The 25,467-nt window shown below is 66.7% G+C and carries 26 protein-coding genes and 1 riboswitch; of the genes, 17 read left to right on the plus strand and 9 right to left on the minus strand.

Features of this window, described 5'->3' with window-relative positions:
• The first annotated feature begins 60 nt into the window (after window positions 1-60).
• Window positions 61-747: an HAD family hydrolase gene (locus CI15_RS04150; protein ID WP_062124582.1), complete on the plus strand. Its 687-nt coding sequence runs from the start codon at window positions 61-63 to the stop codon at window positions 745-747.
• Between the two features lie 94 nt (window positions 748-841).
• Here the strand turns inward: CI15_RS04150 and ribB are convergent, their stop codons facing one another.
• The 4 genes from ribB to CI15_RS04170 form a co-directional block, all read right to left on the minus strand.
• A complete protein-coding gene (gene ribB / locus CI15_RS04155) occupies window positions 842-1,561 on the minus strand; it encodes a 3,4-dihydroxy-2-butanone-4-phosphate synthase (protein WP_174543199.1) in 720 nt (239 codons plus the stop codon).
• 147 nt (window positions 1,562-1,708) lie between these two features.
• Window positions 1,709-1,892, minus strand: a riboswitch (FMN riboswitch).
• 138 nt (window positions 1,893-2,030) lie between these two features.
• Window positions 2,031-2,738 (minus strand): helix-turn-helix domain-containing protein, encoded by a 708-nt coding sequence (locus CI15_RS04160; RefSeq protein WP_062124585.1) that lies wholly within the window; start codon window positions 2,736-2,738, stop codon window positions 2,031-2,033.
• 130 nt (window positions 2,739-2,868) lie between these two features.
• Window positions 2,869-4,035 (minus strand): MFS transporter, encoded by a 1,167-nt coding sequence (locus CI15_RS04165; protein ID WP_062124587.1) that lies wholly within the window; start codon window positions 4,033-4,035, stop codon window positions 2,869-2,871.
• 24 nt (window positions 4,036-4,059) lie between these two features.
• A complete protein-coding gene (locus CI15_RS04170; RefSeq protein ID WP_062124588.1) occupies window positions 4,060-4,479 on the minus strand; it encodes a VOC family protein in 420 nt (139 codons plus the stop codon).
• A gap of 109 nt (window positions 4,480-4,588) precedes the next feature.
• Here CI15_RS04170 and CI15_RS04175 point away from each other — a divergent pair, with 109 nt between their 5' ends.
• The 7 genes from CI15_RS04175 to lnt all read left to right on the plus strand — a co-directional run bounded on the left by CI15_RS04175 (window position 4,589) and on the right by lnt (window position 12,364).
• Window positions 4,589-5,572: a LysR family transcriptional regulator gene (locus CI15_RS04175; protein ID WP_062124590.1), complete on the plus strand. Its 984-nt coding sequence runs from the start codon at window positions 4,589-4,591 to the stop codon at window positions 5,570-5,572.
• 122 nt (window positions 5,573-5,694) lie between these two features.
• Window positions 5,695-7,068: a tRNA (N6-isopentenyl adenosine(37)-C2)-methylthiotransferase MiaB gene (miaB, locus tag CI15_RS04180; protein ID WP_062124592.1), complete on the plus strand. Its 1,374-nt coding sequence runs from the start codon at window positions 5,695-5,697 to the stop codon at window positions 7,066-7,068.
• A 61-nt stretch (window positions 7,069-7,129) separates the two neighbouring features.
• Window positions 7,130-8,215, plus strand: a complete 1,086-nt coding sequence (locus CI15_RS04185; protein WP_062124594.1) for a PhoH family protein — start codon at window positions 7,130-7,132, stop codon at window positions 8,213-8,215.
• Between the two features lie 81 nt (window positions 8,216-8,296).
• Complete coding sequence (gene ybeY / locus CI15_RS04190) at window positions 8,297-8,758, plus strand: rRNA maturation RNase YbeY (RefSeq protein WP_062124596.1); 462 nt, start codon at window positions 8,297-8,299, stop codon at window positions 8,756-8,758.
• Window positions 8,759-8,767: 9 nt separating this feature from the next.
• The gene (locus tag CI15_RS04195; RefSeq protein ID WP_062124598.1) at window positions 8,768-9,427 is read left to right on the plus strand and encodes a gamma-glutamylcyclotransferase; all 660 of its coding nucleotides are present in this window, start codon (window positions 8,768-8,770) and stop codon (window positions 9,425-9,427) included.
• A 218-nt stretch (window positions 9,428-9,645) separates the two neighbouring features.
• Window positions 9,646-10,551 (plus strand): HlyC/CorC family transporter, encoded by a 906-nt coding sequence (locus CI15_RS04200; protein WP_062124601.1) that lies wholly within the window; start codon window positions 9,646-9,648, stop codon window positions 10,549-10,551.
• 106 nt (window positions 10,552-10,657) lie between these two features.
• Window positions 10,658-12,364 carry an apolipoprotein N-acyltransferase gene (gene lnt / locus CI15_RS04205; RefSeq protein WP_062124603.1) on the plus strand — a complete coding sequence of 569 codons (1,707 nt, stop codon included), beginning with the start codon at window positions 10,658-10,660 and terminating at the stop codon, window positions 12,362-12,364.
• Between the two features lie 89 nt (window positions 12,365-12,453).
• On the opposite strand, the gene CI15_RS04210 is transcribed toward lnt, so the two are convergent.
• Window positions 12,454-13,068 carry a glutathione S-transferase C-terminal domain-containing protein gene (locus tag CI15_RS04210; RefSeq protein WP_062124605.1) on the minus strand — a complete coding sequence of 205 codons (615 nt, stop codon included), beginning with the start codon at window positions 13,066-13,068 and terminating at the stop codon, window positions 12,454-12,456.
• A 211-nt stretch (window positions 13,069-13,279) separates the two neighbouring features.
• Between CI15_RS04210 and CI15_RS04215 the strand changes: the two genes are divergently transcribed.
• The 5 genes from CI15_RS04215 (at window position 13,280) to purH (ending at window position 19,061) form a co-directional block, all read left to right on the plus strand.
• Window positions 13,280-14,686 (plus strand): aminopeptidase P N-terminal domain-containing protein, encoded by a 1,407-nt coding sequence (locus tag CI15_RS04215; RefSeq protein WP_062124607.1) that lies wholly within the window; start codon window positions 13,280-13,282, stop codon window positions 14,684-14,686.
• A gap of 6 nt (window positions 14,687-14,692) precedes the next feature.
• Complete coding sequence (locus CI15_RS04220; RefSeq protein ID WP_062124608.1) at window positions 14,693-15,964, plus strand: UbiH/UbiF/VisC/COQ6 family ubiquinone biosynthesis hydroxylase; 1,272 nt, start codon at window positions 14,693-14,695, stop codon at window positions 15,962-15,964.
• A 185-nt stretch (window positions 15,965-16,149) separates the two neighbouring features.
• Complete coding sequence (gene dusB, locus CI15_RS04225) at window positions 16,150-17,211, plus strand: tRNA dihydrouridine synthase DusB (protein ID WP_062124610.1); 1,062 nt, start codon at window positions 16,150-16,152, stop codon at window positions 17,209-17,211.
• Window positions 17,208-17,441 (plus strand): Fis family transcriptional regulator, encoded by a 234-nt coding sequence (locus CI15_RS04230; RefSeq protein WP_008919619.1) that lies wholly within the window; start codon window positions 17,208-17,210, stop codon window positions 17,439-17,441. Before dusB ends, CI15_RS04230 begins: the two co-directional genes overlap by 4 nt.
• Before the next feature lie 54 nt (window positions 17,442-17,495).
• A complete protein-coding gene (purH, locus tag CI15_RS04235; RefSeq protein ID WP_062124612.1) occupies window positions 17,496-19,061 on the plus strand; it encodes a bifunctional phosphoribosylaminoimidazolecarboxamide formyltransferase/IMP cyclohydrolase in 1,566 nt (521 codons plus the stop codon).
• A 75-nt stretch (window positions 19,062-19,136) separates the two neighbouring features.
• Here purH and CI15_RS04240 read toward each other — a convergent pair whose 3' ends face one another.
• Window positions 19,137-19,376, minus strand: coding sequence for a hypothetical protein (locus CI15_RS04240; protein WP_062124614.1), 240 nt, complete (start codon window positions 19,374-19,376; stop codon window positions 19,137-19,139).
• 129 nt (window positions 19,377-19,505) lie between these two features.
• Here CI15_RS04240 and ruvC point away from each other — a divergent pair, with 129 nt between their 5' ends.
• The 4 genes from ruvC to CI15_RS04260 all read left to right on the plus strand — a co-directional run bounded on the left by ruvC (window position 19,506) and on the right by CI15_RS04260 (window position 22,815).
• Window positions 19,506-20,048, plus strand: a complete 543-nt coding sequence (gene ruvC, locus CI15_RS04245; RefSeq protein ID WP_062124617.1) for a crossover junction endodeoxyribonuclease RuvC — start codon at window positions 19,506-19,508, stop codon at window positions 20,046-20,048.
• A gap of 89 nt (window positions 20,049-20,137) precedes the next feature.
• Window positions 20,138-20,719, plus strand: a complete 582-nt coding sequence (gene ruvA, locus CI15_RS04250) for a Holliday junction branch migration protein RuvA (RefSeq protein WP_062124619.1) — start codon at window positions 20,138-20,140, stop codon at window positions 20,717-20,719.
• Window positions 20,720-20,749: 30 nt separating this feature from the next.
• A complete protein-coding gene (ruvB, locus tag CI15_RS04255) occupies window positions 20,750-21,811 on the plus strand; it encodes a Holliday junction branch migration DNA helicase RuvB (RefSeq protein WP_062124621.1) in 1,062 nt (353 codons plus the stop codon).
• Between the two features lie 23 nt (window positions 21,812-21,834).
• Window positions 21,835-22,815 carry an oxygenase MpaB family protein gene (locus tag CI15_RS04260; protein WP_062124623.1) on the plus strand — a complete coding sequence of 327 codons (981 nt, stop codon included), beginning with the start codon at window positions 21,835-21,837 and terminating at the stop codon, window positions 22,813-22,815.
• An 18-nt stretch (window positions 22,816-22,833) separates the two neighbouring features.
• Here the strand turns inward: CI15_RS04260 and CI15_RS04265 are convergent, their stop codons facing one another.
• The 3 genes from CI15_RS04265 to tyrS all read right to left on the minus strand — a co-directional run bounded on the left by CI15_RS04265 (window position 22,834) and on the right by tyrS (window position 25,296).
• On the minus strand, window positions 22,834-23,508 hold the full coding sequence (locus CI15_RS04265; RefSeq protein ID WP_062124625.1) for a histidine phosphatase family protein: 675 nt from the start codon (window positions 23,506-23,508) through the stop codon (window positions 22,834-22,836).
• Window positions 23,509-23,590: 82 nt separating this feature from the next.
• Entirely contained in the window at window positions 23,591-24,049 is a 459-nt protein-coding gene (gene dtd / locus CI15_RS04270; RefSeq protein WP_062124627.1) for a D-aminoacyl-tRNA deacylase, read from the minus strand.
• Window positions 24,046-25,296: a tyrosine--tRNA ligase gene (gene tyrS, locus CI15_RS04275; protein WP_062124629.1), complete on the minus strand. Its 1,251-nt coding sequence runs from the start codon at window positions 25,294-25,296 to the stop codon at window positions 24,046-24,048. Before tyrS ends, dtd begins: the two co-directional genes overlap by 4 nt.
• Between the last annotated feature and the right edge of the window lie 171 nt (window positions 25,297-25,467).

Genomic DNA, 25,467 nt, shown 5'->3' on the forward strand with positions numbered 1-25,467 from the left:
CCCCGGCGCGCGGGCCCGCAACCCGTCCCTCGCCCGCTTTGCGCATAGTGTTTTTCAGGCATGATCGACCACCTCATCTGTGACTGCGACGGCGTGCTCGTCGACAGTGAAGTCATCGCCGATCGCGTGATGTTCGACACGCTGACGGCCACCTTCCCCGGCCTCGATTTCGCCCCCGTCGTCAAAACCGCGTTCGGCCAGCAAACCTCTCGCTTTCTCGCCGGTCTGGAACAGCAGTTCGACATCACGCTGCCCGCGAACTTCCTCGATACGATCGAGCACAACGTCGAGCTCGCACTGGCCGCGTTGCTCGGTCCGATCCACGGCGTGCGCGACGCGCTGCAACGCGTGACGCTGCCGGCCGCAGTGGTGTCGAACAGCCGCATGACGCGCGTCGCCGCGTCGGTGCGGCGCGCGGGTTTGCAGCAGATTTTCGGCGAGCGCGTGTTCAGCGCCGAGCAGGTCGCGCGGCCCAAGCCGTATCCCGATGTCTATCTGTTCGCGGCAAAGACGCTCGGCGTCGAGCCGGCGCGCTGCCTCGTCGTCGAAGACAGCGTCGCGGGTTTGAACGCCGCGCGCGCGGCCGGCATGAAGACGATCGCGTTCGTCGGCGCGAGCCATATTCCGGACGGTTATGCCGATGCGCTGCGCGCGATGGGCATCACGCGCATCATGAAGCACATGGATGAATTGCCGGCGCTGATCGAGGCGGGCGTGCGCGGCGAATTCGGCGACGTACAGTCCTAGCGGTTTCCCGTCAGGCCGATAAAAAAGCCGGTTCTTCTTCGGAAGAGCCGGCTTTTTGCATGATGGCCGCGCGCGCCGCCTGATGGATGACCGCTCAGGCCTCGGCCATGGCGCCTTCGCGCGCCTGCGCGAGCGCCTCGCGAAACTCGACCAGCTCCGCGATCGTCAGCATCGGCAGATCGTGTTGCGCGGCGAAGCGCTCGACGTCCGCGCCGCGCGTCATCGTGCCGTCGGCGTTCATCAGTTCGCACAGCACGCCGGCCGGCTTCAGGCCCGCGAGGATCGCGAGATCGACGGTCCCTTCGGTGTGGCCGCGTCGCGCGAGCACGCCGCCGGGCATCGCGCGCAGCGGGAACACATGACCAGGGCGCACGATGTCGGCGGGTTTGGCGGTATCGGCGATCGCCGCACGGATCGTCGTCACGCGATCCTGCGCGGACACGCCGGTGCTGACGCCGTCGCGCGCCTCGATCGACACCGTGAACGCGGTGCCGTGACGACTTTCGTTGTTGACGGCCATCGGCGGCAGTTCGAGTGCACGGATCTTGTCGTCGGGCAGGCACAGACACACGATGCCGCTGCATTCGCGGATCAGCAGCGCCATCGTTTCGACCGACAGGCGCTCGGCCGCGACGATCAGATCGGCTTCGTTCTCGCGGTCGTGGTCGTCCTGCAGCACGACGGCGCGACCCTCGCGCAGTGCCTGCAAGGCGGCGGCGATACGCGGAGGAACGGCTTCGGTGGCCAGCAGCGGGAGATCGGCGAAGGCATCGTCTGCAATCGTCGACGGAGCGGGAAAAGTAGCAAAGGACATGGTTGAAACGCTCATCGCAAAAGTTGGGCGAGAAACGTTTCAGGGCATTGCAAACAGACAAAGACGCGCCGCTGGGCGCCGCACGAAAGCGGGCACCCATCCGCCGCCTCGGCAACAGGCGGCGTCACGGAACGCACATGACTATCTGCACATCTTCTTCCATCCGGACTATGACCGTCGGCTCTGGCTTCTGACCAGATCTGCTGACCCCGCCGCGGTCTCCAACCTGCCGAAGACCGCTCGATGCGGGCGCTCGCGGGCTTGCCGGCTCGCGCTGTCGCGCTGCCGGCCTACCGCCGGTGGGGAATTTCACCCCGCCCTGAAGACGCACTGATTGCCGGTTCGACCGGCCGGCGAAGCATACAACAGTCGCGCGGGAACTGCAGCGCGACGCATAAAGACCCTACTCGCGGCGTTGGACCTGCAGCAACGCCCTGACCTGCACCCGAACCTCGGGCGCCGTCGATCCTCAACCCGGCACGCCTTCGCGCGCGACCTCGTCGCGTGTCGCGGCTGCCGCCGGCACTTCCCAGCGCGGCGGCGTCTCCGAGCGCAGCGTCACGCGAAACGCGCGCGCCTCGGTGTCGCCGGGATTGCGCAGGCTGTGCGGCTGGTCGGCGTCGAACACGATCGCGTCGCCGGTCGCGAGCAGCTGGCGCTGGTCGTGCACGCTGACTTCGAGCGTGCCGTCGCTCACCACCAGATTCACGGTCGTGCCCGGCGCGCGCGGGATGCCCGCTTCGGTATGCAACGGCGCGATGCGCAGCTCGTGAAACTCGGCGGCGATCGACTCGTCGTCGGGAGAGAGCGGCCGCACCGAATAGCGCCCGTTCGCGCTGACGATGCGCGCGGAGCGCTCGGCGGGCAGATGCTCGAAGCCGTTGGTCGCGTGCCGCCGCAGGAACGCCGCCACCGACACCTTCAGCGCCGCCGCCACCTTGCACAGCACCTTGATCGACGGCACGCTGCGCGCCGACTCGATCTGCGCGAGCATCGCGCGCGACACGCCGGACGCCCGCGCCAGCGCATCGAGCGAAAGCTGCCGTTCGGCGCGCAGCCGCGCGAGGTTCACGCCGACCAGCTGTTCGAGCGCATCAAACGGTTCGGCGGAGCGCGGCGTCGCATCGGTATCGGCGTCGGCCGAAGGATCGCGGACCAGCGCGAGCGGGGAATGCATATTGGCCTCCAGAGCGCCGGCAGCCGGCGCAAGAGCAGTAAGTGGAAGCAAGATAGCATCGGGTTTCGCCGCGCCCAACGAAGTTATCTTCACACTGTTATCAGCATCGGGGAGGCAAGCAACTGACGCGTCACGCGCTTTGCGCGAGCGGGCGCGCCGGCGCATCCATGCGCGCCGCGAACCAGGTCAGCAGCAGCGCAGCGACGCTGACCGCGGCCGCGACCCACGGCAAGGTATCGAGCGGATGACCGTGATTGATCACGAGACCGCCGAGCCACGCGCCCGCCGCATTGCCGACGTTGAACGCGCCGATGTTCAGCGTCGAGGCGAGATTCGGCGCGGCGGCGGCCTTCTCGACCACGCGCATCTGCAGCGGCGGCACGGTCGCGAACGCCGCGATGCCCCACACGAATACCGTGATCGCGGCGGCCACCGGCGCATGGCTGGTGCGCGCGAAGACCGCCATCACGACCGCGAGCGCGGCGAGGATGCCCATCAGCGAGGGCATCAGCGCGCCGTCCGCGAGCTTGCCGCCGACCATGTTGCCGACCGTCAGGCCGACGCCGAACAGCACGAGGATCAGCGTCACGCCGCGCGGCGAGAAGCCGCTCACCTGCTCGAGAATCGGCGCGATATAGGTGAACACGACGAATACGCCGCCGAAGCCGAGCACCGTCATCGCGAGCGCGGTCCACACCTGCGGGTCCCTCAGTACGCGCACTTCGTGGCCGAGCCCAGCGGGGCCAGTGTCGTGACGGTTCGGCACCAATACGCTGATGCCCGCGAGCGACAGCACGCCGAAGCCGCTGACGATCCAGAACGCCGCACGCCAGCCGAACTGCTGGCCGATGAAGGTGCCGAACGGCACGCCGAGCACGTTCGCGAGCGTCAGGCCCGTGAACATCAGCGCGATTGCGCTCGCGCGCTTGTCGGCCGGCACGAGCGTGGCCGCGACCACGGCGCCGATGCCGAAGAACGAGCCGTGCGCGAACGAGGTCACGACGCGCGCGATCATCAGCACCGAGTAGTTCGGCGCGACCGCGCACAACACATTGCCGACGATGAACACGCCCATCAGCAGTTGCAGCGCGAACTTGCGCGACATCCTGCTCGTAATCACCGCAAGCAGCGGCGCGCCGACCGCGACGCCGAGCGCATAGCCGCTCACGAGCAGGCCCGCCGACGGAATCGACACGGCCAGGTCGCGCGCGACTTCGGGCAGGAGGCCCATGATGACGAACTCGGTCGTACCGATGGCGAATGCGCTGATCGCGAGCGCGATTAGTGGAATGGGCATGTTCCGCTCCGGGATTGAGGTGGATCAGGGTTGGGGTTGAACGGCCGGCTGGGCAGCCGTCACGAATTCGATGACGACGCCCGGCGCGAGCGCGACGAATAGCTGCCGCTCCGCCGGCTGCGCGGCGCTCGCGGGCACCTGCGCCGTCTGGTAGCCGATGCCGCGCGCGTCGAGCCGCTCGAGCAACGCCTGCCACTCGTCGGCGCGCTCGAATCGGAACGCGATGTGATCGATGCGCGGTGAGATGCGGGGTGAAGCACGGCCCGCCGGCGCGGACGCCGGCGCGTCGATCAAATGCACGACGGGGCGGCCGTTCGCGTACAACCAGTAGCCGTCGACGGAAAACGGCGGGCGCGCGCCGTCGCTGAGCCCGGCGATATCGACGAAGAAGCGCCGGACGGTTTCGGGCTCGGCGGTGACGATGGTTGCGTGGTCGAGTTGCATGGCTAGGGACAGCAGCGGAGTGGTGACGGCTGCATTGTCGGGGCGCGGCGCCGATTTGATAATTGGCGTAGCATTTGAAGCATTTTCAAATTCTGCTTGAAAGCCAGCGATGGACAACCTCGGCGACATCCGCCTCTTCGTCGAAGCGGCGCAGCAAGGCAGCCTGTCGGCGGCGGGCCGCAAGATGGGCCTGACGCCCGCCGCGGCGAGCGCGCGGCTCGCGAAACTGGAAGCCAGGCTGAAAGCGCGCCTGTTCGAGCGCACCACGCGCCAGCTGCGTCTCACCGACGAAGGCCGTCTCTACCTGAACTGCTGCCGCCAGGCGCTGCAATCGCTCGACGACGCCGAAGCTGCGCTGCAGGCGGGCCAGGGTGTCGTGCGCGGAAAGGTGCGCATCTCGGCAACCTCGGACTTCGGCCGCAATCTGCTGATGCACTGGCTCGACGAATTCAACGCGCTGTACCCGGACGTGACGTTCGCGCTGACGCTGTCCGATGCGCTCGCCAATCTCGTGCAGGAGGACATCGATCTGGCGATCCGCTTCGGCGTGCCGCAGGACAGCTCGCTGGTCGCGCGCCGGCTCGCGCCGAACCGGCGGGTGCTGTGCGCGTCGCCCGAATACGTCGCACGTCGCGGCGAGCCGAAGGATCCGCTCGACCTCGCCCATTTCGACTGCATCGTGCTCGGCACCGCATCCGGGCCGGCCAGCGAATGGCGCTTTACGCGTGGCGACGAGGTGCAGCACTACAGCGTGCCGTTCGAAGCGGCGCGCGAAACCAACGACGGCGCGGTCGCGCGCGAATGGGCGCTGCGCGGCTACGGGATCGCGATCAAATCGATGTGGGACGTGGAAGCGGACCTGCGCGCCGGCCGCCTGAAGATCCTGTTGCCGGAGTGGCACTATCCGGATGCGCCGCTGCACGCGCTGTATCACCGCAACCGCTTCATGGCGCCGCGTGTGCGCGTGCTGCTCGATTTCCTCGCCGAGCGCTTCGCGCAGGTATCGGACGAACTGGAAAGCCTGCTGGGCCTGCCGCCGGACCGGCAAACCCACGGATCGGCAGCAAAACCCCCGCTTTCCGAAGGGCTATAATATCGAGTTACGCTGCAAAGCCTCGCGCAGGCCGGCTACCGCACGCCGCGCTGCCCCGCTCAGCAGCCTCCTTCACCTTTTTACGACGCCCCCAGATTAACCACTGCGACCGGCGAAAATCGATGACCAAGAAAGTTTATGTAAAGACCTTTGGCTGCCAGATGAACGAGTACGACTCCGACAAGATGGTCGACGTGCTCGGTGCCGCTGAAGGACTCGTCAAGACCGACACGCCGGAAGACGCCGACGTGATCCTGTTCAACACCTGCTCGGTGCGCGAAAAAGCGCAGGAAAAAGTCTTCTCCGACCTCGGCCGCGTCCGCGAGCTGAAGGACGCGAATCCGAATCTGATCATTGGCGTGGGCGGCTGCGTGGCCAGCCAGGAAGGCGCATCGATCGTCGCGCGCGCGCCGTACGTCGATATCGTGTTCGGCCCGCAAACGCTGCACCGCCTGCCGCAGATGATCGACCAGCGCCGCGCGAGCGGCCGCGCACAGGTCGATATCTCGTTCCCCGAAATCGAAAAATTCGATCACCTGCCGCCGGCGCGAGTCGACGGTCCGAGCGCGTTCGTGTCGATCATGGAAGGCTGCAGCAAGTACTGCAGCTACTGCGTCGTGCCGTACACGCGCGGCGAGGAAGTGTCGCGTCCGCTCGACGACGTGCTGACCGAAATCGCCGGACTCGCCGACCAGGGCGTGCGTGAAGTCACGCTGCTCGGCCAGAACGTGAACGCCTACCGTGGCGCGCTGACGCTGGGCTCGACCGAGATCGCCGACTTCGCGACGCTGATCGAGTATGTCGCGGACCTCCCCGGCATCGAACGGATCCGCTATACGACGTCGCATCCGAAGGAATTCACGCAGCGCCTGATCGACACCTACGCGAAGGTGCCGAAGCTCGTGAGCCACCTGCATCTGCCGGTGCAGCACGGCTCCGACCGCATCCTGATGGCGATGAAGCGCGGCTACACCGTGCTCGAATACAAGTCCGTGATCCGCAAGCTGCGCGCGATCCGTCCGGATCTGTCGCTGTCGACGGACATGATCGTCGGCTTCCCCGGCGAGACCGAGGAAGATTTCGCGAAGATGATGGCGCTCGTCGAAGAGATGAAGTACGACACGAGCTTCTCGTTCATCTACAGCCCGCGCCCCGGCACCCCGGCCGCGAACCTTCACGACGACACGCCGCGCGAGGTCAAGCTCAAGCGCCTGCAACATCTGCAGGCCACGATCGAAGAAAACGTGCAGCGCATCAGCGAGGCGATGGTCGGGAAAGTCGAGCGCATTCTGGTCGAGCGCCCGGCGCGCAAGGACCCGAACGAGCTCGCCGGCCGCACCGAGAACAACCGCGTCGTCAATTTCCCGGCGCCGGTCGCCTCGCATGCGCGGCTGATCGGCCAGATGGTCGACGTGAAGATCGTGCACGCGTACCCGCACTCGCTGCGCGGCGAACTCGTGCTGGTTCACGACGACAGCGCCGCCTTAGCTCACTGAGCGCACTAAGCGCACTGAACGACATTCTGAGTACCGCAACCGACAGGATCGACTCACCGCCTTGAAGACCACTCAGCAGCATCTGGAATTCACCGCACCGCGCGAAGACAACGCGCGGCTCGCCAACCTCTGCGGACCGCTCGACGAAAATCTGCGGCAGATCGAGCAGGCGCTCGACGTGACCCTGCAGCGCCGCGGCCATCGCATCACGATCCGCGGGCGCGGCGCGAAACTCGCGCTCACCGCGCTCGAAAACTTCTACAACAACGCACGCGAGCCGTTGTCGGTCGACGACATCCAGCTTGCGCTCGTCGAAGTGCGCCATCCGGCGCGCCATCGCCCGAACGGCAACGGCAACATCAATGGCGATGAAGCCGTCGACCCGCGCTTCGCCGGCAACCCCGATCATCCGTTCGACCAGCCCGCCGATACCAATGCGAGCGAAGACGACCTCAAGGAATACGGTCCGAAGCTGTACACGCGGCGCGCGGATCTGCGCGGCCGCACGCCGGCGCAGCGCGAGTACCTGAAGCAGATCGTCTCGCACGACGTCACGATCGGCGTCGGCCCGGCCGGCACCGGCAAGACCTACCTCGCGGTGGCCTGCGCGGTCGACGCGCTCGAGCGCGACCAGGTCAAGCGCATCGTGCTGACGCGCCCGGCGGTCGAAGCGGGTGAGCGGCTCGGCTTTCTGCCGGGCGATCTCGCGCAGAAAGTCGATCCGTACCTGCGCCCGCTCTACGACGCGCTGTACGACCTGCTCGGCTTCGACAAGACCGCGAAGATGTTCGAGCGGCAGATGATCGAAATCGCGCCGCTCGCGTACATGCGCGGCCGCACGCTGAATCACGCGTTCATCATCCTCGACGAGGCGCAGAACACCACGCCCGAGCAGATGAAGATGTTCCTCACGCGGATCGGCTTCGGCTCGAAGGCGGTCGTCACCGGCGACACGACCCAGATCGACCTGCCGCGCGGCCACAAGAGCGGTCTCATCGAAGCGCAGCAGGTGCTCGCGAACGTGCGCGGCATCGCGCTCACGCGCTTCACGAGCGCGGACGTGGTGCGCCATCCGCTGGTCGCGCGAATTGTGGAGGCGTACGATGCGCATTCGCAGAAGACGCCAGCTCCGGTCGATTCGCGCTGAGCGATGCGCTCGCCAGCCTGAGACTCGAGCCACAACGCCGAAAACAACGCTCGAGCCACGAACGCCACGCACATACATCGCATGAGCCGCACCCCGAAACTGACGTTGAGCCTGCAATTCCCCGCCGCCAAAGCCTGGCCCGAACACAAGGCGCTGCTTCCGCGCGCGACCGTGGCCGGCTGGATCAAGGCGGCGCTGTTCGCGGACGGCGAACTGACCGTACGGTTCGTCGACGCCGAAGAAGGCCGCACGCTGAACCGCACCTTTCGCGGCAAGGATTACGCGACCAACGTGCTGACCTTCGCCTATGCCGAATCGGAAGACGACCCGGTCACGGGCGATCTGATCCTGTGCTGTCCGGTGGTCGAGAAGGAAGCCGCCGAGCAGGGCAAGCCGCTCGCCGCGCATTACGCGCACCTGCTCGTGCACGGCACGCTGCATGCGCAAGGCTACGACCACGAGGTCGAAGAAGAAGCCGAGGAAATGGAAGCGCTCGAAACCGAGATCCTCGGCAAGCTTGGTTTTCCGGACCCTTATCAATAAGCACCCACCGTGAGCACCTCGTCGCCCGAAGCCGATACCCCCGTGCGCTGCCCGGACTACCCGCCGGTGCTCGGCGAATCGCGGCTTCTGACGGACGACGAGTTGCGCGCATCGCTCGAATTCACGTTGCGCGACTGGGACCGCCAGAGCGATCTCTGGCTGTTCGGCTATGGCTCGTTGATCTGGAATCCAGGCCTGCCGACCGTCGAAGCGCTGCGCTCGAAGGTGCATGGCTATCATCGCGGCCTTTATCTGTGGTCGCGCGTGAACCGCGGCACGCCCGAGCAGCCCGGCCTCGTGCTCGCGCTCGATCGCGGCGGCTCGTGCACGGGCATGGCGTTCCGGCTCGCCGCCGAGGGCTCGATGCCGCATCTCGAAGCGCTGTGGCGCCGCGAAATGCCGATGGGCTCGTATCGTCCCGCGTGGCTGCCGTGTGTGCTCGCAGACGGCCGGCGCGTCGACGCACTCGCGTTCGTGATGCGCCGCGATGTGCCGAGCTACACCGGCAAACTGCGCGACGACATCATCCAGACCGTACTGGGCTGCGCATGCGGCCGCTACGGCACGACCTTCGACTACGTGAGCCGCACCGTGCATGCGCTGCGCGAAAGCGGCATGCCGGACCGCGCGCTCGAAGCGCTGCTCGCGCGCTGCAAGCCGACGGTGTGAGCAGCGCGACTCGGCACAAACCCCACCCGCGACTTTTTTGCCCGCAAGCGCTTTTGCCCACGTAATCGGTTAGGATGGATCCACGCCACGCCCTCGCGCGCGGCCGTCTGACCCTGGCTTCGCACCTCGCCAGGCCCGGCGGGACACGGTTCCGCCATGTGTCTGGTGTATCCTTAACGCTCTGCAACAGCGCGCCCAGTCTCGCCGGGCGCACTACCATGAACGACACGTATCCCAGTCGACGCTCTACCGGACGCCAACTCGACAAACCGCAGGAAAAGCGCTCGCTGCTCGAGCGCCTGACCGACTTCATCTCGCCCGAGCCCGACTCGCGCGCCGAACTTCTGGAAATTCTGCAGGACGCGCACGAGCGCAACCTGATCGACGCCGACTCGCTGTCGATGATCGAAGGCGTATTCCAGGTGTCGGAACTGAGCGCACGCGACATCATGGTGCCGCGCGCGCAAATGGACGCGATCAACATCGCGGACAATCCCGCCGAATTCATCCCCTACGTGCTGGAGAAGGCGCACTCGCGCTATCCGGTCTACGAGGGCAATCGCGACAACATCATCGGCGTGCTGCTCGCGAAAGACTTGCTGCGCTACTACGCCGAAGAAGAGTTCGACGTGCGCGGCATGCTGCGCCCGGCCGTGTTCATCCCCGAGTCGAAGCGGCTGAACGTGCTGCTGCACGACTTCCGCGTGAACCGCAATCACCTCGCGGTGGTCGTCGACGAATACGGCGGCGTCGCCGGCCTGATCACGATCGAAGACGTGCTCGAGCAGATCGTCGGCGACATCGAGGACGAATACGATTTCGACGAGGAAAGCGGCAACATCATCGCGTCGCCCGACGGACGCTTCCGCGTGCGCGCGCTGACCGAGATCGAGCAGTTCAACGAGACCTTCGGCACGCATTACTCGGACGACGAAGTCGACACGATCGGCGGCCTCGTCACGCATCACTTCGGCCGGGTGCCGCATCGCGGCGAAAAGGTTCGCCTCGACGATCTGACCTTCGAGATCTTGCGCGGCGACGCCCGCCAGATCCACATGCTGCTGGTGCGCCGCGACCCGCTCGCGGGCCAGCGCGAGCGCGAGACGCAGCACGTGCAGACCTGAGCCGGCGGCGCGGGCCGATGCACTGCCTGCGCGCCCGCGCGTTTTTCTGCGTGGGCATCTTGCCTGCTGATCCGACTTTTCAACTTCCCACGCCGACCGCGCAACAATGGCCGACCCGATCACTTCCCGTTCGCGCCGCGACGTGAGCGCCCCCGCTCCCGCCGACGGCACCCGCAGCCGCGCGCTGCCACGCTGGCACTACCTCGTCGCCCTGGCCGCGGGAGCGCTCAATACGCTGTCGTTCGCGCCGACGCCGCACGGCGGCTGGCTGCAGCTCGCGATCTTCGTGTTCTTCTTCGCCTGGCTCACGCGCAGCACCGGCTGGAAAAGCGCCGCGCTGACGGGCGGCGCGTTCGGCTTCGGCAACTTCGTGAGCGGCGTGTGGTGGCTGTATGTGAGCATGCACTACTACGGCGGCATGCCCGCACCGCTCGCGGGTACGGCGCTCGTGCTGTTCTCGCTCTACCTCGCCGTCTATCCGGCGCTCGCCGCGGGGGTCTGGTCGTTCTGCGCGGGCCATGCGCAGAACGGCGCGGCCGACCAGCGCGCGCCGTTCTCGCCGACCTGGCACGGCGCGCTCGCCTTCGCGAGCGCGTGGGCGATTGGCGAATGGCTGCGCGGCACGGTGTTCACCGGCTTTCCGTGGCTCGCGACCGGGTATGCGCAGGTCGACGGTCCGTTCGCGGGATTTGCGCCGGTGGTCGGCGTGTATGGCGTGGGCTGGATGGTCGCGCTGACGGCCGCGCTGCTCGTGCAGGCGCTGCTGGCGCTGGTGTCGTCACGGCGCGCGAGGCGTGCGGAGGAATCGCGCGATCCGACGCCCCGCGGCCGGGTCGCCTCGGTCGTCGTGCCCACTGGCGTCGCGCTCGCGCTGCTCGTGATCGGCCTGCTGCTGCCGCTCGTGCAATGGACGACGCCCGCCAACGCGCCGCTGTCGGTGCGTCTGCTGCAAGGCAACGTGAAGCAGGAGATGAAGTTCGAGGAAGCCGGCACCCTCGGAGCGATCGCCGAGTATCAGCAGATGATCACCTCGAAGCCGGCCGATCTGATCGTCACGCCTGAAACGGCGATCCCGGTGCTCGCGCAGCAGCTGCCGCCGAACTTCGCGGCGGCGATCCGCCAGTTTTCGGATTCGACCGGCAGCGCCCTGCTGTTCGGCGCGATCGGCGGCACGATCACACCGGACGGCCGGGTGGTCGATTACACGAACAGCCTGTTCGGCGTCACGCCCGGCTCGCACGAGATCTACCGCTACGACAAGCACCACCTGGTGCCGTTCGGCGAATTCGTGCCGTGGGGCTTCCGCTGGTTCGTGAATCTGATGAACATTCCGCTCGGCGATTTTTTCCGCGGACCGCCGGTGCAAAAACCGTTCATGGTTCATAACCAGCCGGTTGCGGTGAACATCTGCTACGAGGACATCTTCGGCGAGGAGATCGCGCGCACGCTGCGCGAGAACGCGACGCCCGCCGGCGTGCTGATCAACTCGACCAATCTCGCGTGGTTCGGCGACACGATCGCGCTCGACCAGCATCTGCAGATCGCCCGCATGCGCTCGCTCGAAACCGGCCGGCCGATGCTGCGCGCGACCAACACCGGCATGACCGCCGCGATCGATGCGAACGGCCGCGTGATCGGGCGCCTGACGCCGTACACGATCGGCTCGCTCGACCTGACCGTGCAAGGCACCTCGGGCAACACGCCTTACGTGACGAGCGGCAACAACACGGTGCTGGCGGTGTCGGCGCTGCTGCTCGCGTTCGGTTTTGCGTTCGGGCCGGCAATCGCACGGCGACGCAACGGCAAGCGCTAACGCCACAGCCGACTTCAAACGAAGCCCGCAGCCGAAAAAAAATGCGCCTGACATGCAGGCGCATTTTTTTCATCTACGACCGAACCGGATCAATCCTTCGGCACCGTATCGATGAACGACTGCCGCTGCGACAGCTTCTGGAAATGCTTGTCCAGATTCGGATGCGCTTCGCGCCAGTTCAGTTCCGGCATACGGAAGTCCAGATAGCCGAGTGCACAACCCACCGCGATGTCGGCGAGCGTGTAGTGATTGCTCGCGCACCACGTCTTGCTGCCGAGCCCCTGCGCGATCGCGATCAGCGCTTCGTCGATCTTGCGCTGCTGCCGTGCGACCCATGCTTCGACGCGCTGTTCGGGCGCGCGCTGCGTGCCTTCGAGACGGATCAGCACGGCCGCGTCGAGCACGCCGTCGGCGAGGGCTTCCCAGCAGCGCACCTCGACGCGCTCGCGCCCCGACTGCGGAATCAGCTTGCCGACCGGCGACAGCGTATCGACGTATTCGCAGATCACGCGCGAATCGAATACGGCCTCGCCGTCTTCCATCACGAGGCACGGCACCTTGCCGAGCGGGTTGAAGGTGTGAATCCGGGTATCCGGCGCCCAGACGTTCTCGGGCACCAGTTCGTAGTCGATCTTCTTGTCGGCGAGCACGATCCGCGCCTTACGCACGAACGGGCTGCCGAACGAACCGATGAGTTTCATCATGACCTTCTGCCTTTTTCTGAATCCGGCGAAAGTATAAGTGCTCTAAGGCGTTCACGAACGTGCCGCCGGCATCTTCGCGAGCCGCCCGCCGGCCCGCTGTGGACGGATTGCAACATGACGGCGACCGCCGCGCCGTCGGGATCCGCACAAAGCGAGTCAATGTCCTGCGCGGAAAATAGGGCCTCGAGAATCACGGCGCTACAATCGCACGATGAACCAGCCGACCGAACCCACCATCGCCATCGACGTCTACCGCACGCGCCGCGAGCGCGTTCTCGCCGCGCTGCGCGCCGCGGGCGGTGGCGTCGCCATCGTCCCGACCGCGCCGGAAGCGCTGCGCAACCGCGACGCCGATTATCCGTACCGCCACGACAGCTACTTCTACTATCTGACCGGCTTCACCGAGCCCGAAGCGCTGCTCGTGCTCGACGCCAGCGCCGCGCCCGGCGCGCCCGCGTCGATCCTGTTCTGCCGCGAGAAGAACGTCGAGCGCGAGACGTGGGAAGGCTTCCGCTTCGGCCCCGACGGCGCGCGCGAAGCGTTCGGACTCGACGCCGCGTTTGCGTTCGGCGAACTCGACACGCACCTGCCCGGCATCATCGCCGACAAGCCGGCGCTGCACTACGCGCTCGGCACCTCGGCGAGCCTCGACGAGCAGGTGCGCGGCTGGCTCGACGCGGTGCGCGCACAAGGCCGCGGCGGCACCGTCGCACCCACGGCCGCGCGTGACCTGCTGCCGCTGATCGACGAGATGCGGCTCGTCAAGGACGACCACGAACTCGCGATCATGCGCCGCGCCGGACAGATTTCGGCGGCCGCGCATCGGCGCGCGATGGCCGTGTGCCGCCCCGGCATCCGCGAGTACGAACTCGAAGCCGAGCTGCTCTACACGTTCCGCAAGTTCGGCGCGCAGGCGCCGGCCTATACGTCGATCGTGGCGGCCGGCGCGAATGCCTGCGTGCTGCACTACCCGGCCGGCAACGCGATCGCGCGCGACGGCGACCTGATCCTGATCGACGCGGCCTGCGAGCTCGACGGCTACGCGTCCGACATCACGCGCACGTTCCCGGCGAGCGGCCGTTTCACGCCGGCGCAGCGCGAGCTGTACGACATCGTGCTGGCCGCGCAGCAAGCGGCCGTCGCTGCCACGCGCGCCGGCGCGAGCTTCGACGATCCGCACCAGGCCGCGCTGCGCGTGCTGTCGCAGGGGCTCCTCGACACCGGCATCGTGCCGCGCGCGAAGTTCGCCTCGGTCGACGACGTGATCGCCGAGCGCGCCTACGCGCCGTTCTATATGCACCGCACCGGCCACTGGCTCGGCATGGACGTGCACGACTGCGGCGACTACCGCGAGCGCGGCGCGCCGCGCGACGAGGCCGGTGCGCTGCCGTGGCGCACCTTGCGCACGTCGATGACGCTGACGATCGAGCCGGGCCTGTACGTGCGCCCCGCCGGGGGCGTGCCCGAGCGCTACTGGAATATCGGCATCCGCATCGAGGACGACGCGATCGTCACGCCGGGCGGCTGCGAGCTGATCACGCGCGACGTGCCGGTCGCCGCCGACGAGATCGAGGCGCTGATGCAGGAAGCGCGGGCGTCTCATCCAGCGAGGGCCTGATCCGCGATGAACGAAGCCTCTCCATCGGCGGTGATCCTGAGGCCCGCCTCCCGCCAGCCGGGGTTCGATTTCGACGTGACGATCGTCGGCGCCGGGCCGGTCGGCCTCGCGCTCGCCGGCTGGCTCGCGCGCCGCAGCGTGACGCGCGAACTGAAGATCGCGCTCGTCGATGCGCGCGAGCCGGAAGACTCGATCGCCGATCCGCGCGCCATCGCGGTCTCGCACGGCAGCCGGATGATCCTCGAGCCGCTGCGCTGGCCCGCCGACGCTACCGCGATCGAGCGCATTCACGTGTCGCAACGCGGTCATTTCGGGCGCACGCTGATCGATCATCGCGAGCACGGCTTGCCCGCGCTCGGCTACGTGCTGCGCTACGGCTCGATCGTGCACGGTCTCGCCGAGGCGGTGCACGCTACACCGGTCCACTGGTTCCGCTCGACGTCGGCCGGCGCGCCGGTGCAGGAGCTCGACGGCGTCACGTTGCCGATCGAAACCGCGGGCGTCGCGCGACAGTTGCGCACGCGGATTCTGGTGAACGCCGAGGGCGGCCTGTTCGGCGACCAGAAGCACGCGAAAAGCCTGCGCGGCACCACGGACGACGACACCGCCGCCCTCAAGGTCGGCAAAGCCAACGCCGGCTCGCGCGACTACGGCCAGACCGCGTTGGTCGGCACGGTCACCGTGTCCGCGCCGCGGCCGCACGTCGCGTGGGAGCGCTTCACGTCGCAAGGCCCGATCGCGCTGCTGCCGATGGGCGGCGTGCGCGGCGCCGACTACGCGCTCGTCTGGTGCTGCGCGCCCGACGAGGCCGCACGCCGCGCCCAGCTCTCCGACGAAGCGTTCCTGCGCGAGCTCGACGCCGCGTTCGGCGACCGCATGGGCCGCTTTACGCACATCAAGGGACGCGCGTCGTTCCCGCTCGGACTCAACGCGATCGACACGCTCGTGAACGGCCATATCGTCGCGATCGGCAATGCGGCGCAGACCTTGCACCCCGTGGCGGGCCAGGGCCTCAATCTGGGCTTGCGCGATGCTCACGCGCTCGCCGATGCGCTGTCGGCCGAGGGCCCGACGCCGCTCGCGCTGGCGACCTTCGCGCAACGCCGCGCGCTCGACCGGCGCCTGACGATCGGCTCGACCGACACGCTCGCGCGTCTGTTCACGGTCGATTTCGCGCCGCTCGCGGTACTACGCGGCCTCGCGCTGACCGCGCTCGAATTCGTGCCGCCGGTGAAGACCGCGCTCGCCCGCCAGATGATGTTCGGCCAGCGCCGTTAAGCACGAAAAAGCGCCGCGCGGTTCTATGAGCCGCGCGACTTTCATAGAAGATTTAACGGGTTACGAAACTCAGATCGCGAATCCCGGCAAGCTGTTAACGCTAAAATAGCGGTTTTCCCTCGCATTTCGCGCCGCGTCGGCCGTCACGATTGTCAAATCCTGACCCGATAGCGCACGTTCACGCCATGCCCACTCTCGGCTCCCACACTCTGCGCAACAACCTGTTCGTCGCCCCGATGGCCGGCGTGACCGACCGACCGTTCCGCCAGCTGTGCAAACGGCTCGGCGCGGGCTATGCCGTGTCGGAAATGGTCGCGTCGAACGCGCAGCTGTGGAAAAGCGAAAAGACCATGCGCCGCGCGAATCACGAAGGCGAGGTCGAGCCGATCGCCGTGCAGATCGCCGGCGCGGACCCGGACATGATGGCCGAGGCCGCCCGCTACAACGTCGCGAACGGCGCGCAGATCATCGACATCAACATGGGCTGCCCGGCCAAGAAGGTCTGCAACGTCGCGGCCGGCTCGGCGCTGCTGCAGAACGAACCGCTCGTGCAGCGCATCGTCGAGGCCGTCGTCAACGCGGTCGGGGTCGGGCCCGACGCCGTGCCGGTCACGCTGAAGATCCGCACCGGCTGGAATCGCGAGAACAAGAACGCGCTGAACGTCGCACGTCTGGCCGAAGCGGCCGGCATTTCGATGCTGACCGTGCACGGCCGCACGCGCGCCGACCTGTACCACGGCGACGCCGAGTACGAGACCATCGCCGCGGTGAAGGCGGCGGTCCGCATTCCGGTCGTCGCGAACGGCGACATCACGTCGCCGCAAAAAGCCCGCGACGTGCTCGCCGCGACCGGCGCGGACGCGATCATGATCGGCCGCGCCGCGCAGGGCCGTCCGTGGCTGTTCCGCGAGATCGAGCATTTCCTGCAGACGGGCGAGCTGTTGCCGCCGCCGCGCATCGACGAAATCCAGCAGGTCATGAACGAGCATCTCGAAGATCACTACGCTTTCTACGGGGAATTTACCGGCGTGCGCACTGCGCGCAAGCACATCGGCTGGTACACTCGCGGCCTTTCCGGCGCCAACCTGTTCCGGCATCGCATGAATACGCTGGACACCACGCGCGAACAACTCCTCGCCGTCAACGAGTTCTTTGACGCACAAAAAGCGTTCTCAGACCGCCTCGTCTATGTCGACGAAGCGCCCGACAGCCCAGGCGAGGACAACACCGACCGACTAGCAGCATGAGCAAGAACAATATCGAACAATCTGTCCGCGACAGCCTGGACGTGTATTTCCAGGATCTCGACGGCTCCAATCCGCACGACGTCTACGACATGGTCATTTCATGCGTGGAAAAACCCTTGCTCGAAGTGGTGCTCGAGCAGGCCGGCGGCAACCAGTCGCTGGCCGCCGAGTATCTCGGCATCAACCGCAATACGCTGCGCAAGAAGCTGCAACAACACGGTTTGCTGTAGCGGGTTGTAGTTTCTGCGCCCTGCCACGTTTCCCTTCGGCTATTCGTCTTCATCATGATCAAGCAAGCGCTCATCTCCGTTTCCGATAAGTCCGGCATCGTCGACTTCGCCAAATCGCTGTCGGACCTCGGCATCAAGATCCTGTCGACCGGCGGCACCGCGAAACTGCTCGCGGACGCGGGCCTGTCCGTCACTGAAGTCGCCGACTACACCGGCTTCCCGGAAATGCTCGACGGGCGTGTGAAAACGCTGCATCCGAAGGTGCACGGCGGCATCCTCGCGCGCCGCGATCTGCCCGAGCACATGGCCGCGCTCGAGAAGCACGACATTCCGACCATCGACCTGCTGGTCGTGAACCTGTACCCGTTCGTACAGACCGTGTCGAAGGAAGAGTGCTCGCTGGAAGACGCGATCGAGAACATCGACATCGGCGGCCCGACGATGCTGCGCTCGGCCGCGAAGAATCATCGCGACGTGACGGTGATCGTCGATCCGGCCGACTATGCGGTCGTGCTCGACGAAATGCGCGCGAACGGCAACACGGTGTCGTACAAGACGAACTTTCGCCTCGCGACCAAGGTGTACGCGCACACCGCGCAGTACGACGGCGCGATCACGAACTACCTGACGAGCCTGACCGACGAGTTGCAGCATGCCTCGCGCAACGAGTATCCGGCTACCTTCAACATGGCGTTCGAGAAGGTGCAGGACCTGCGCTACGGCGAAAACCCGCACCAGAGCGCGGCGTTCTACCGCGACCTGACGGTGCCGGCCGGCGCGCTCGCGAACTACAGCCAGTTGCAGGGCAAGGAACTGTCGTACAACAACATCGCCGACTCCGACGCGGCGTGGGAATGCGTGAAGACCTTCGACGTGCCGGCCTGCGTGATCGTCAAGCACGCGAATCCGTGCGGCGTCGCGATCGGCGCCGATGCGCACGAAGCGTACTCGAAGGCGTTCCAGACCGATCCGACCTCGGCGTTCGGCGGCATCATCGCGTTCAACCGCGAAGTCGACGAAGCGGCTGCGCAAGCCGTCGCGAAGCAGTTCGTCGAAGTGCTGATCGCGCCGTCGTTCAGCGCGGCAGCGCGTCAGGTGTTCGCGGCGAAGCAGAACGTGCGTCTGCTCGAAATCGCGCTGGGCGAAGGCCATAACACGTTCGATCTGAAGCGCGTCGGCGGTGGCTTGCTGGTGCAGTCGCTCGACTCGAAGAACGTGCAGCCGCGCGAGCTGCGCGTGGTCACCAAGCGTCATCCGACGCCGAAGGAAATGGACGACCTGCTGTTCGCATGGCGTGTCGCGAAGTACGTGAAGTCGAACGCGATCGTGTTCTGCGCGAACGGCATGACGCTCGGCGTCGGCGCGGGCCAGATGAGCCGCGTGGACTCGGCGCGGATCGCCAGCATCAAGGCGCAGAACGCCGGCCTGACGCTGACCGGTTCGGCGGTCGCCTCGGACGCGTTCTTCCCGTTCCGCGACGGTCTCGACGTGGTCGTTGCAGCCGGCGCGACCTGCGTGATCCAGCCGGGCGGCTCGGTGCGCGACGACGAAGTGGTCATGGCGGCCGACGAGCACAACATCGCGATGGTGCTCACGGGCGTGCGTCACTTCCGTCATTGATCGGCTGAAGTTCGATAGCTGCAAAAAAGGCCCGGCGGGTTGTCCCGCCGGGCCTTTCGTTTTCGGGCGACGCGCTCAATCGTCCGGATCTTTGCGCGCGTAACCGTCCCGCACTTGCGGGTGCTGGCTGATGTAGGTGCCCAGACCCTGGCCGCGCCGCGCAAGACGCTTCAGCGCCGCGACATGATCGGCACCGACACTCGCCTCTGTGTACCAATACGTGACCCCGGGCCGAAAGCGCACCTTGATGAAATCGTCACCGATTTCATAGGCGTCGACGCCCGAGTCGCCGCTGAGATTGCGGTAGCGCTCCATCCTCGATCGCCTCCTTGCGCAAAGCCTTAGCAGCTTTTATTCCGCTAGTCGCGCAGCCAGCGGTCCGCCACGCGCCGCATTCGTTGTAGTATCGCAGGCACCTGGTTTTTAGCGCCTGTGCGGCACCTCATGAGAATTCTCGGCATCGACCCCGGCCTGCGCGTGACCGGCTTCGGCGTGATCGAACAACACGGCCACACACTGAGCTACGTCGCGAGCGGCGTGATCCGCACCGCCGACGCCGACCTGCCGTCGCGGCTCGGCACCATCTTCGCCGGCATCTCGACGTTGATCCGCGAGCACGCGCCGGATCAGGCGGCGATCGAAAAAGTCTTCGTCAACGTCAATCCTCAGTCGACACTGCTGCTCGGTCAGGCGCGAGGGGCCGCAATCTGCGGGCTCGTCGCGGGCGGCGTGCCGGTCGCCGAATACACCGCCTTGCAGTTGAAGCAGTCGGTGGTCGGCTATGGTCGCGCCACCAAGGAGCAGATGCAGCAGATGGTCGTGCGGCTGCTGAACCTGTCCGGCGTGCCGGGCACCGACGCCGCCGACGCGCTCGGCATGGCGATCTGCCACGCGCACGGCGGCTCGACCCTGAGCACGCTCGGTGCCATCGCGCCGGCGCTCGCGAAAAAAGGACTGCGGGTGCGGCGCGGACGTCTGGTCGGCTAGCGCGATGTGCGCTCCCTTACGCCGTACGCGCCGCCGATCCACTGCGCTACACTCGCGCATTCCCATTCGACTCTAAAAGCTAATCCGCCATGATCGGTCGCATTGCCGGCGTTCTGCTGGAAAAAAACCCGCCGCATCTGCTCGTCGACTGCAACGGCGTCGGCTATGAAGTGGACGTGCCGATGAGCACGTTCTACAACCTGCCGTCGACCGGCGAGCGCATCGTGCTGCTCACGCAGATGATCGTGCGCGAGGACGCGCATCTGCTGTACGGTTTCGGCACCGCGCAGGAACGCGCGACGTTCCGCGAACTGCTGAAGATTTCCGGCATCGGCGCGCGCATGGCGCTCGCGGTGCTGTCGGGCATGAGCGTGGCGGAGCTCGCGCAGACGGTCACGATGCAGGACGCCGCGCGCCTCACGCGCGTGCCGGGCATCGGCAAGAAGACCGCCGAGCGGTTGCTGCTCGAACTGAAGGGCAAGCTCGGCGCCGACCTCGGCGCGATGGCGGGCGCCGCTTCGGCATCCGACCACGCGTCCGACATCCTCAACGCGCTGCTCGCGCTCGGCTACTCGGAAAAAGAAGCGCTCGCCGCGATCAAGAACGTACCGGCCGGCACGGGCGTGTCCGAGGGCATCAAGCTCGCGTTGAAGGCACTGTCCAAGGGCTGATGCGCGAGCCATGCGCGGTACAATGACCGCATGATCGAAACCGACAAACTCGCCGCCGAGCGCATCATCGCGGCTACGCCTGCGTCATCGCACGAAGAGGCGTTCGAACGCGCGCTGCGTCCGCGCCAGCTCGACGAATATGTCGGACAGGAAAAAGTGCGTGGTCAGCTCGAGATCTTCATCGAGGCTGCGAAGCGCCGTTCCGAATCGCTCGACCATGTGCTGCTGTTCGGGCCGCCGGGCCTTGGCAAGACCACGCTCGCGCACATCATCGCGCGCGAGATGGGCGTCAATCTGCGGCAAACCTCGGGGCCGGTGCTGGAGCGCGCCGGCGACCTCGCCGCGCTGCTCACCAACCTCGAAGCCAACGACGTGCTGTTCATCGACGAAATCCATCGGCTCTCGCCGGTCGTCGAGGAAATTCTGTACCCGGCGCTCGAGGACTACCAGATCGACATCATGATCGGCGAAGGACCAGCCGCGCGCAGCGTGAAGCTCGACCTGCAGCCGTTCACGCTGGTCGGCGCGACCACGCGCGCGGGCATGCTGACCAATCCGCTGCGCGACCGCTTCGGCATCGTCGCGCGACTCGAGTTCTATAACGCCGAGGAACTCGCGCGCATCGTCACGCGTTCGGCCTCGCTGCTCGGCGCGCAAATCCATCCGGACGGCGCGTTCGAAATCGCCCGTCGCGCGCGCGGCACGCCGCGTATCGCGAACCGCCTGCTGCGGCGGGTGCGCGACTTCGCCGAAGTGAAGGCCGACGGCAACATCACCGCGCAGGTGGCCGACGCCGCGCTCAGCATGCTCGACGTCGACGCGGTCGGCTTCGACCTGATGGACCGCAAGCTGCTCGAGGCGATCCTGTACAAGTTCGACGGCGGCCCGGTCGGGGTCGACAATCTCGCGGCGGCGATCGGCGAGGAGCGCGACACGATCGAAGACGTGCTCGAGCCGTATCTGATCCAGCAGGGCTTCCTGCAGCGCACACCGCGCGGCCGCGTCGCCACGCTGCTCACGTATCGGCACTTCGGTCTGGCCGCGCCGGAATCGTCGAGCGCGCTGCCGGGTGTGTGGGATTCCACGAACTAAGTCACGCGACGAGGCCGACCAGGATGCCCGACCAGCCCCAGCATCAGCAGCCCGGCTCATCCAAGCACTCCCCCGTCAATCCCGCCGGCGACCCGTCCGGCAACTTCACGCAGCGACTCACGCATCGCCTGCGCTCGAAGCTCGCCGCCGGCGTCACGCATCTGACCACCGGCAGCGGGCCCGTGCTCGACTACTCGTCACCGCCGGGCGACCCGGGCCTGTTCGGGCCCGACTCCGTGTGCTGGAAAGTCCACGCCGACTTCACATCGATGATGACGGGCGGCATCAGCGCCCTGCTGCTGCAGGCACTGCATCCGCTCGCGCTCGCGGGCGTGTGGGACCATTCGAGCTTTCGCACCGACATTCTGGGACGTCTGCGTCGCACGGCGACGTTCATCGCCGGCACGACGTACGGCAGCAGGGACGATGCGCTTGCGCTGATCGAGCGCGTGAAGCGCATTCATCTCGACGTGACCGGCGTCGCGCCGGACGGTCAATCGTATTGCGCGAGCGAGCCCGCGTTGCTGACGTGGGTGCACGTCGCGGAAGTGTCGAGCTTCATGACCGCGCATCTGCGCTATGTGAATCCGGTGTTGTCCGTCGCCGCGCAGGATCAATACTTCGAGGAGACCGCACGCATCGCGGAAATGCTCGGCGCCGTCGACATTCCGCGCTCACGCGCCGAGATCGAGGCGTATCTGCTGGCAATGCGACCCGCGCTGGTCGCGAGCGAGCGCACGCGCGAAGTCGTCCGGATTCTGATGAACGCGCCGGCGCCCAGCCTCGCGATGCGGCCGGCCGGCACGCTGATGCTCAACGCGGGGGTCGATCTGCTGCCCGACTGGGCGCAGACGATGCTCGGCTTGAATCGCTACGCGGCGCTGCGTCGAACCTTCGCGCGGCCGGGTGTGCGGGTCGTCGCGCCGGTGATTCGCTGGGCGCTCGTCAATGGCGTATCGAAGCGTGCGCGGCGGCGCGCGGCGGCGGTGCGCAAGCGCGATTGAGCGACGCATCCACTGTGCTTACCGCTTTGACGCGGGCCCCTTCCTGAAACCGTCGTCGTCGGCGCTGCCAGCGTCGAGATGCGCGACGTCCGCCCACGATACGATCGTCGCGCGACCGTTCTCGTAATCCACGATGTTCAGGCTGGTGTTCAGCAACGGGTAATTGCGCGGCGCATCGAGCGGCATTCCAGTCGCAAAGCGGCGCACGCAGTCGAGCACGCCTCCATGCGTCACACAGGCGATGCGCCCGCCCGGGTGTGCCGCGACGAGCGGCTCGATCGCATGCACGATGCGGTGGTAGAACACGCGGTGTGACTCGCCTTCGGGCGGCGCGAAGCCGGGATCCCGGGTTTGCCATTGCGCGTATTCGTCGGGGAAACGCAGCGCGATTTCGTCGCTGTCGTGGCCCTGGAACGCGCCGTACGAGCGCTCTCGCAAGTTCTCGCGCAACTGCAGCGGCTGGCCGAGCGCATCGCCAATCGGCTGGGCGGTCTGCTGCGCGCGCTGCAGGTCGCTCGAATAAATCGCGTCGAGCCGCGCACCCTGCTTCGCCTCCTCGGCGAGACGCTGCGCGAGACGCCGCGCCTGCGCGACGCCCGTCGTCGCGAGCGGAATGTCGATATGGCCTTGAATGCGCTTGATGCGGTTCCAGTCGGTCTCGCCGTGCCGGATAAAGAGGATCTGCGTCGTCATGAGAGAGTGTGGCGCCGTTCGCCGGTTGTGCCGAGCAGGTATTGTCGCAAAAAGCGGCGACAGCCCGCTTGCTAGCGCTCGCTCACGCGTTGGTCTGCAGCCAGAACGTGACCGGCCCGTCGTTGACGAGCGACACCTGCATATCCGCGCCGAACTCGCCCGTCTCGACGATCGGATGCTTCGTACGCGCGGCCGCGACAAAGTAGTCGAACAGGCGCTTGCCCTCGTCGGGTGGCGCAGCCGGCGTGAAGCTCGGACGCAGGCCGCTGTTGGTATCGGCTGCGAGCGTGAACTGCGACACGAGCAGCAGACCGCCCGCGCGTCCGGCGCCGTCGAGATTCTGCACCGACAGGTTCATCTTGCCGGCCGCGTCGCTGAAGACGCGGTAGCCGAGCACCTTCGCCAGCAGCTTGTCGGCAGCGGCCTCGGTGTCGCCGCGCTCCGCGCACACGAGCGCGAGCAGGCCCGCGTCGATCGCGCCGGTCACACGATCGGCGACGCGCACTTCGGCGCGCCGCACGCGTTGGATCAGCGCGATCACGCCGTCAGCGTCACGCGCGCGAAGCGGCGCTTGCCGACCTGCACGACGTACTCGCCCGCTTCGACCTTCAGGCCCTTGTCGGACACCGTGGTGCCGTCGATCTTCACACCGCCCTGCTCGATGTTGCGCAGCGCCTCGCTCGTCGACGGCACGAGGTTCGCCTGCTTCAGCAACTGGCCGATCGCGAGCGGTGCGCCCGCGAGCGTGACTGCCGGAATATCGTCGGGCACGCCGCCCTTCGCGCGATGGTTGAAGTCCTCGAGCGCGCGCTCGGCGTCCGCCGGCGAGTGGAAACGCGCGACGATTTCCTGGCCGAGCAGCACCTTGAAGTCGCGCGGATTGCGACCCGCTTCGGCTTCGCGCCTGAAGCCGGCGATCTCGTCCATCGGACGGAACGACAGCAGCTCGAAGTAACGCCACATCAGCGTGTCGGAGATGCTCATCAGCTTGCCGAACATGTCGGTTGGCTTTTCGCTGATGCCGATGTAGTTGTTCTTCGACTTCGACATCTTCTCGACGCCATCGAGCCCTTCGAGCAGCGGCATCGTCAAGATGCACTGCTGCTCCTGGCCGTATTGCTTTTGCAGCTCGCGACCGACCAGCAGGTTGAACTTCTGGTCCGTGCCGCCGAGCTCCAGGTCCGCGTTCAGCGCGACCGAGTCGTAGCCCTGCATCAGCGGGTAGAGGAACTCGTGGATCGAGATCGGCACGCCGCCCTGGAAGCGCTTCGTGAAGTCCTCGCGCTCGAGAATGCGCGCGACCGTGTAGCGCGACGCGAGCTTGATCATGCCGTCGGCGCCGAGCGGCATCGACCATTCGCTGTTGTAGCGGATCTCGGTTTTGTCGCGATCGAGCACGAGTGCGGCCTGCTCGAAGTAGGTCTTCGCGTTCGATTCGATCTGCTCGCGCGTGAGCGGCGGACGGGTCGCGTTACGCCCGGACGGATCGCCGATCAGCGACGTGAAATCGCCGATCAGGAAAATCACCGTGTGACCGAGGTCCTGCAACTGGCGCATCTTGTTCAGCACGACCGTGTGGCCGATGTGGATGTCGGGCGCGGTCGGATCGAGCCCGAGCTTGATGCGCAGCGGCTTGGCCGTCGCCGCGCTCCGCGCGAGCTTTTGCGCGAATTCGTCTTCGATCAGCAGTTCGTCGACACCACGCTTGGTCACGGCGAGCGCGTGACGGACTTCGTCGGTGATCGGGAAGGCGGAAGCGGGATTGGGCTGGGTGGACTCGGTGCTCATGCTGGAAACGTAAAGTCGCGAAAAAACAGGATTGTCCCATAGATGCGCGCCGCCGAGCCCATTGACGCGTCCTGCCTGGCCCCGCGACGGGCGATTTTGTCGCCTTAGGTCGCATGTGCGCCGTGGCGGCGCGGTGGCGCATACGCACGGGCTATGCTGACGCCGCGCTTA

Origin of the sequence: Paraburkholderia monticola, assembly GCF_001580545.1 — a bacterium.
GTDB classification, from domain to species: Bacteria; Pseudomonadota; Gammaproteobacteria; order Burkholderiales; family Burkholderiaceae; genus Paraburkholderia; species Paraburkholderia monticola.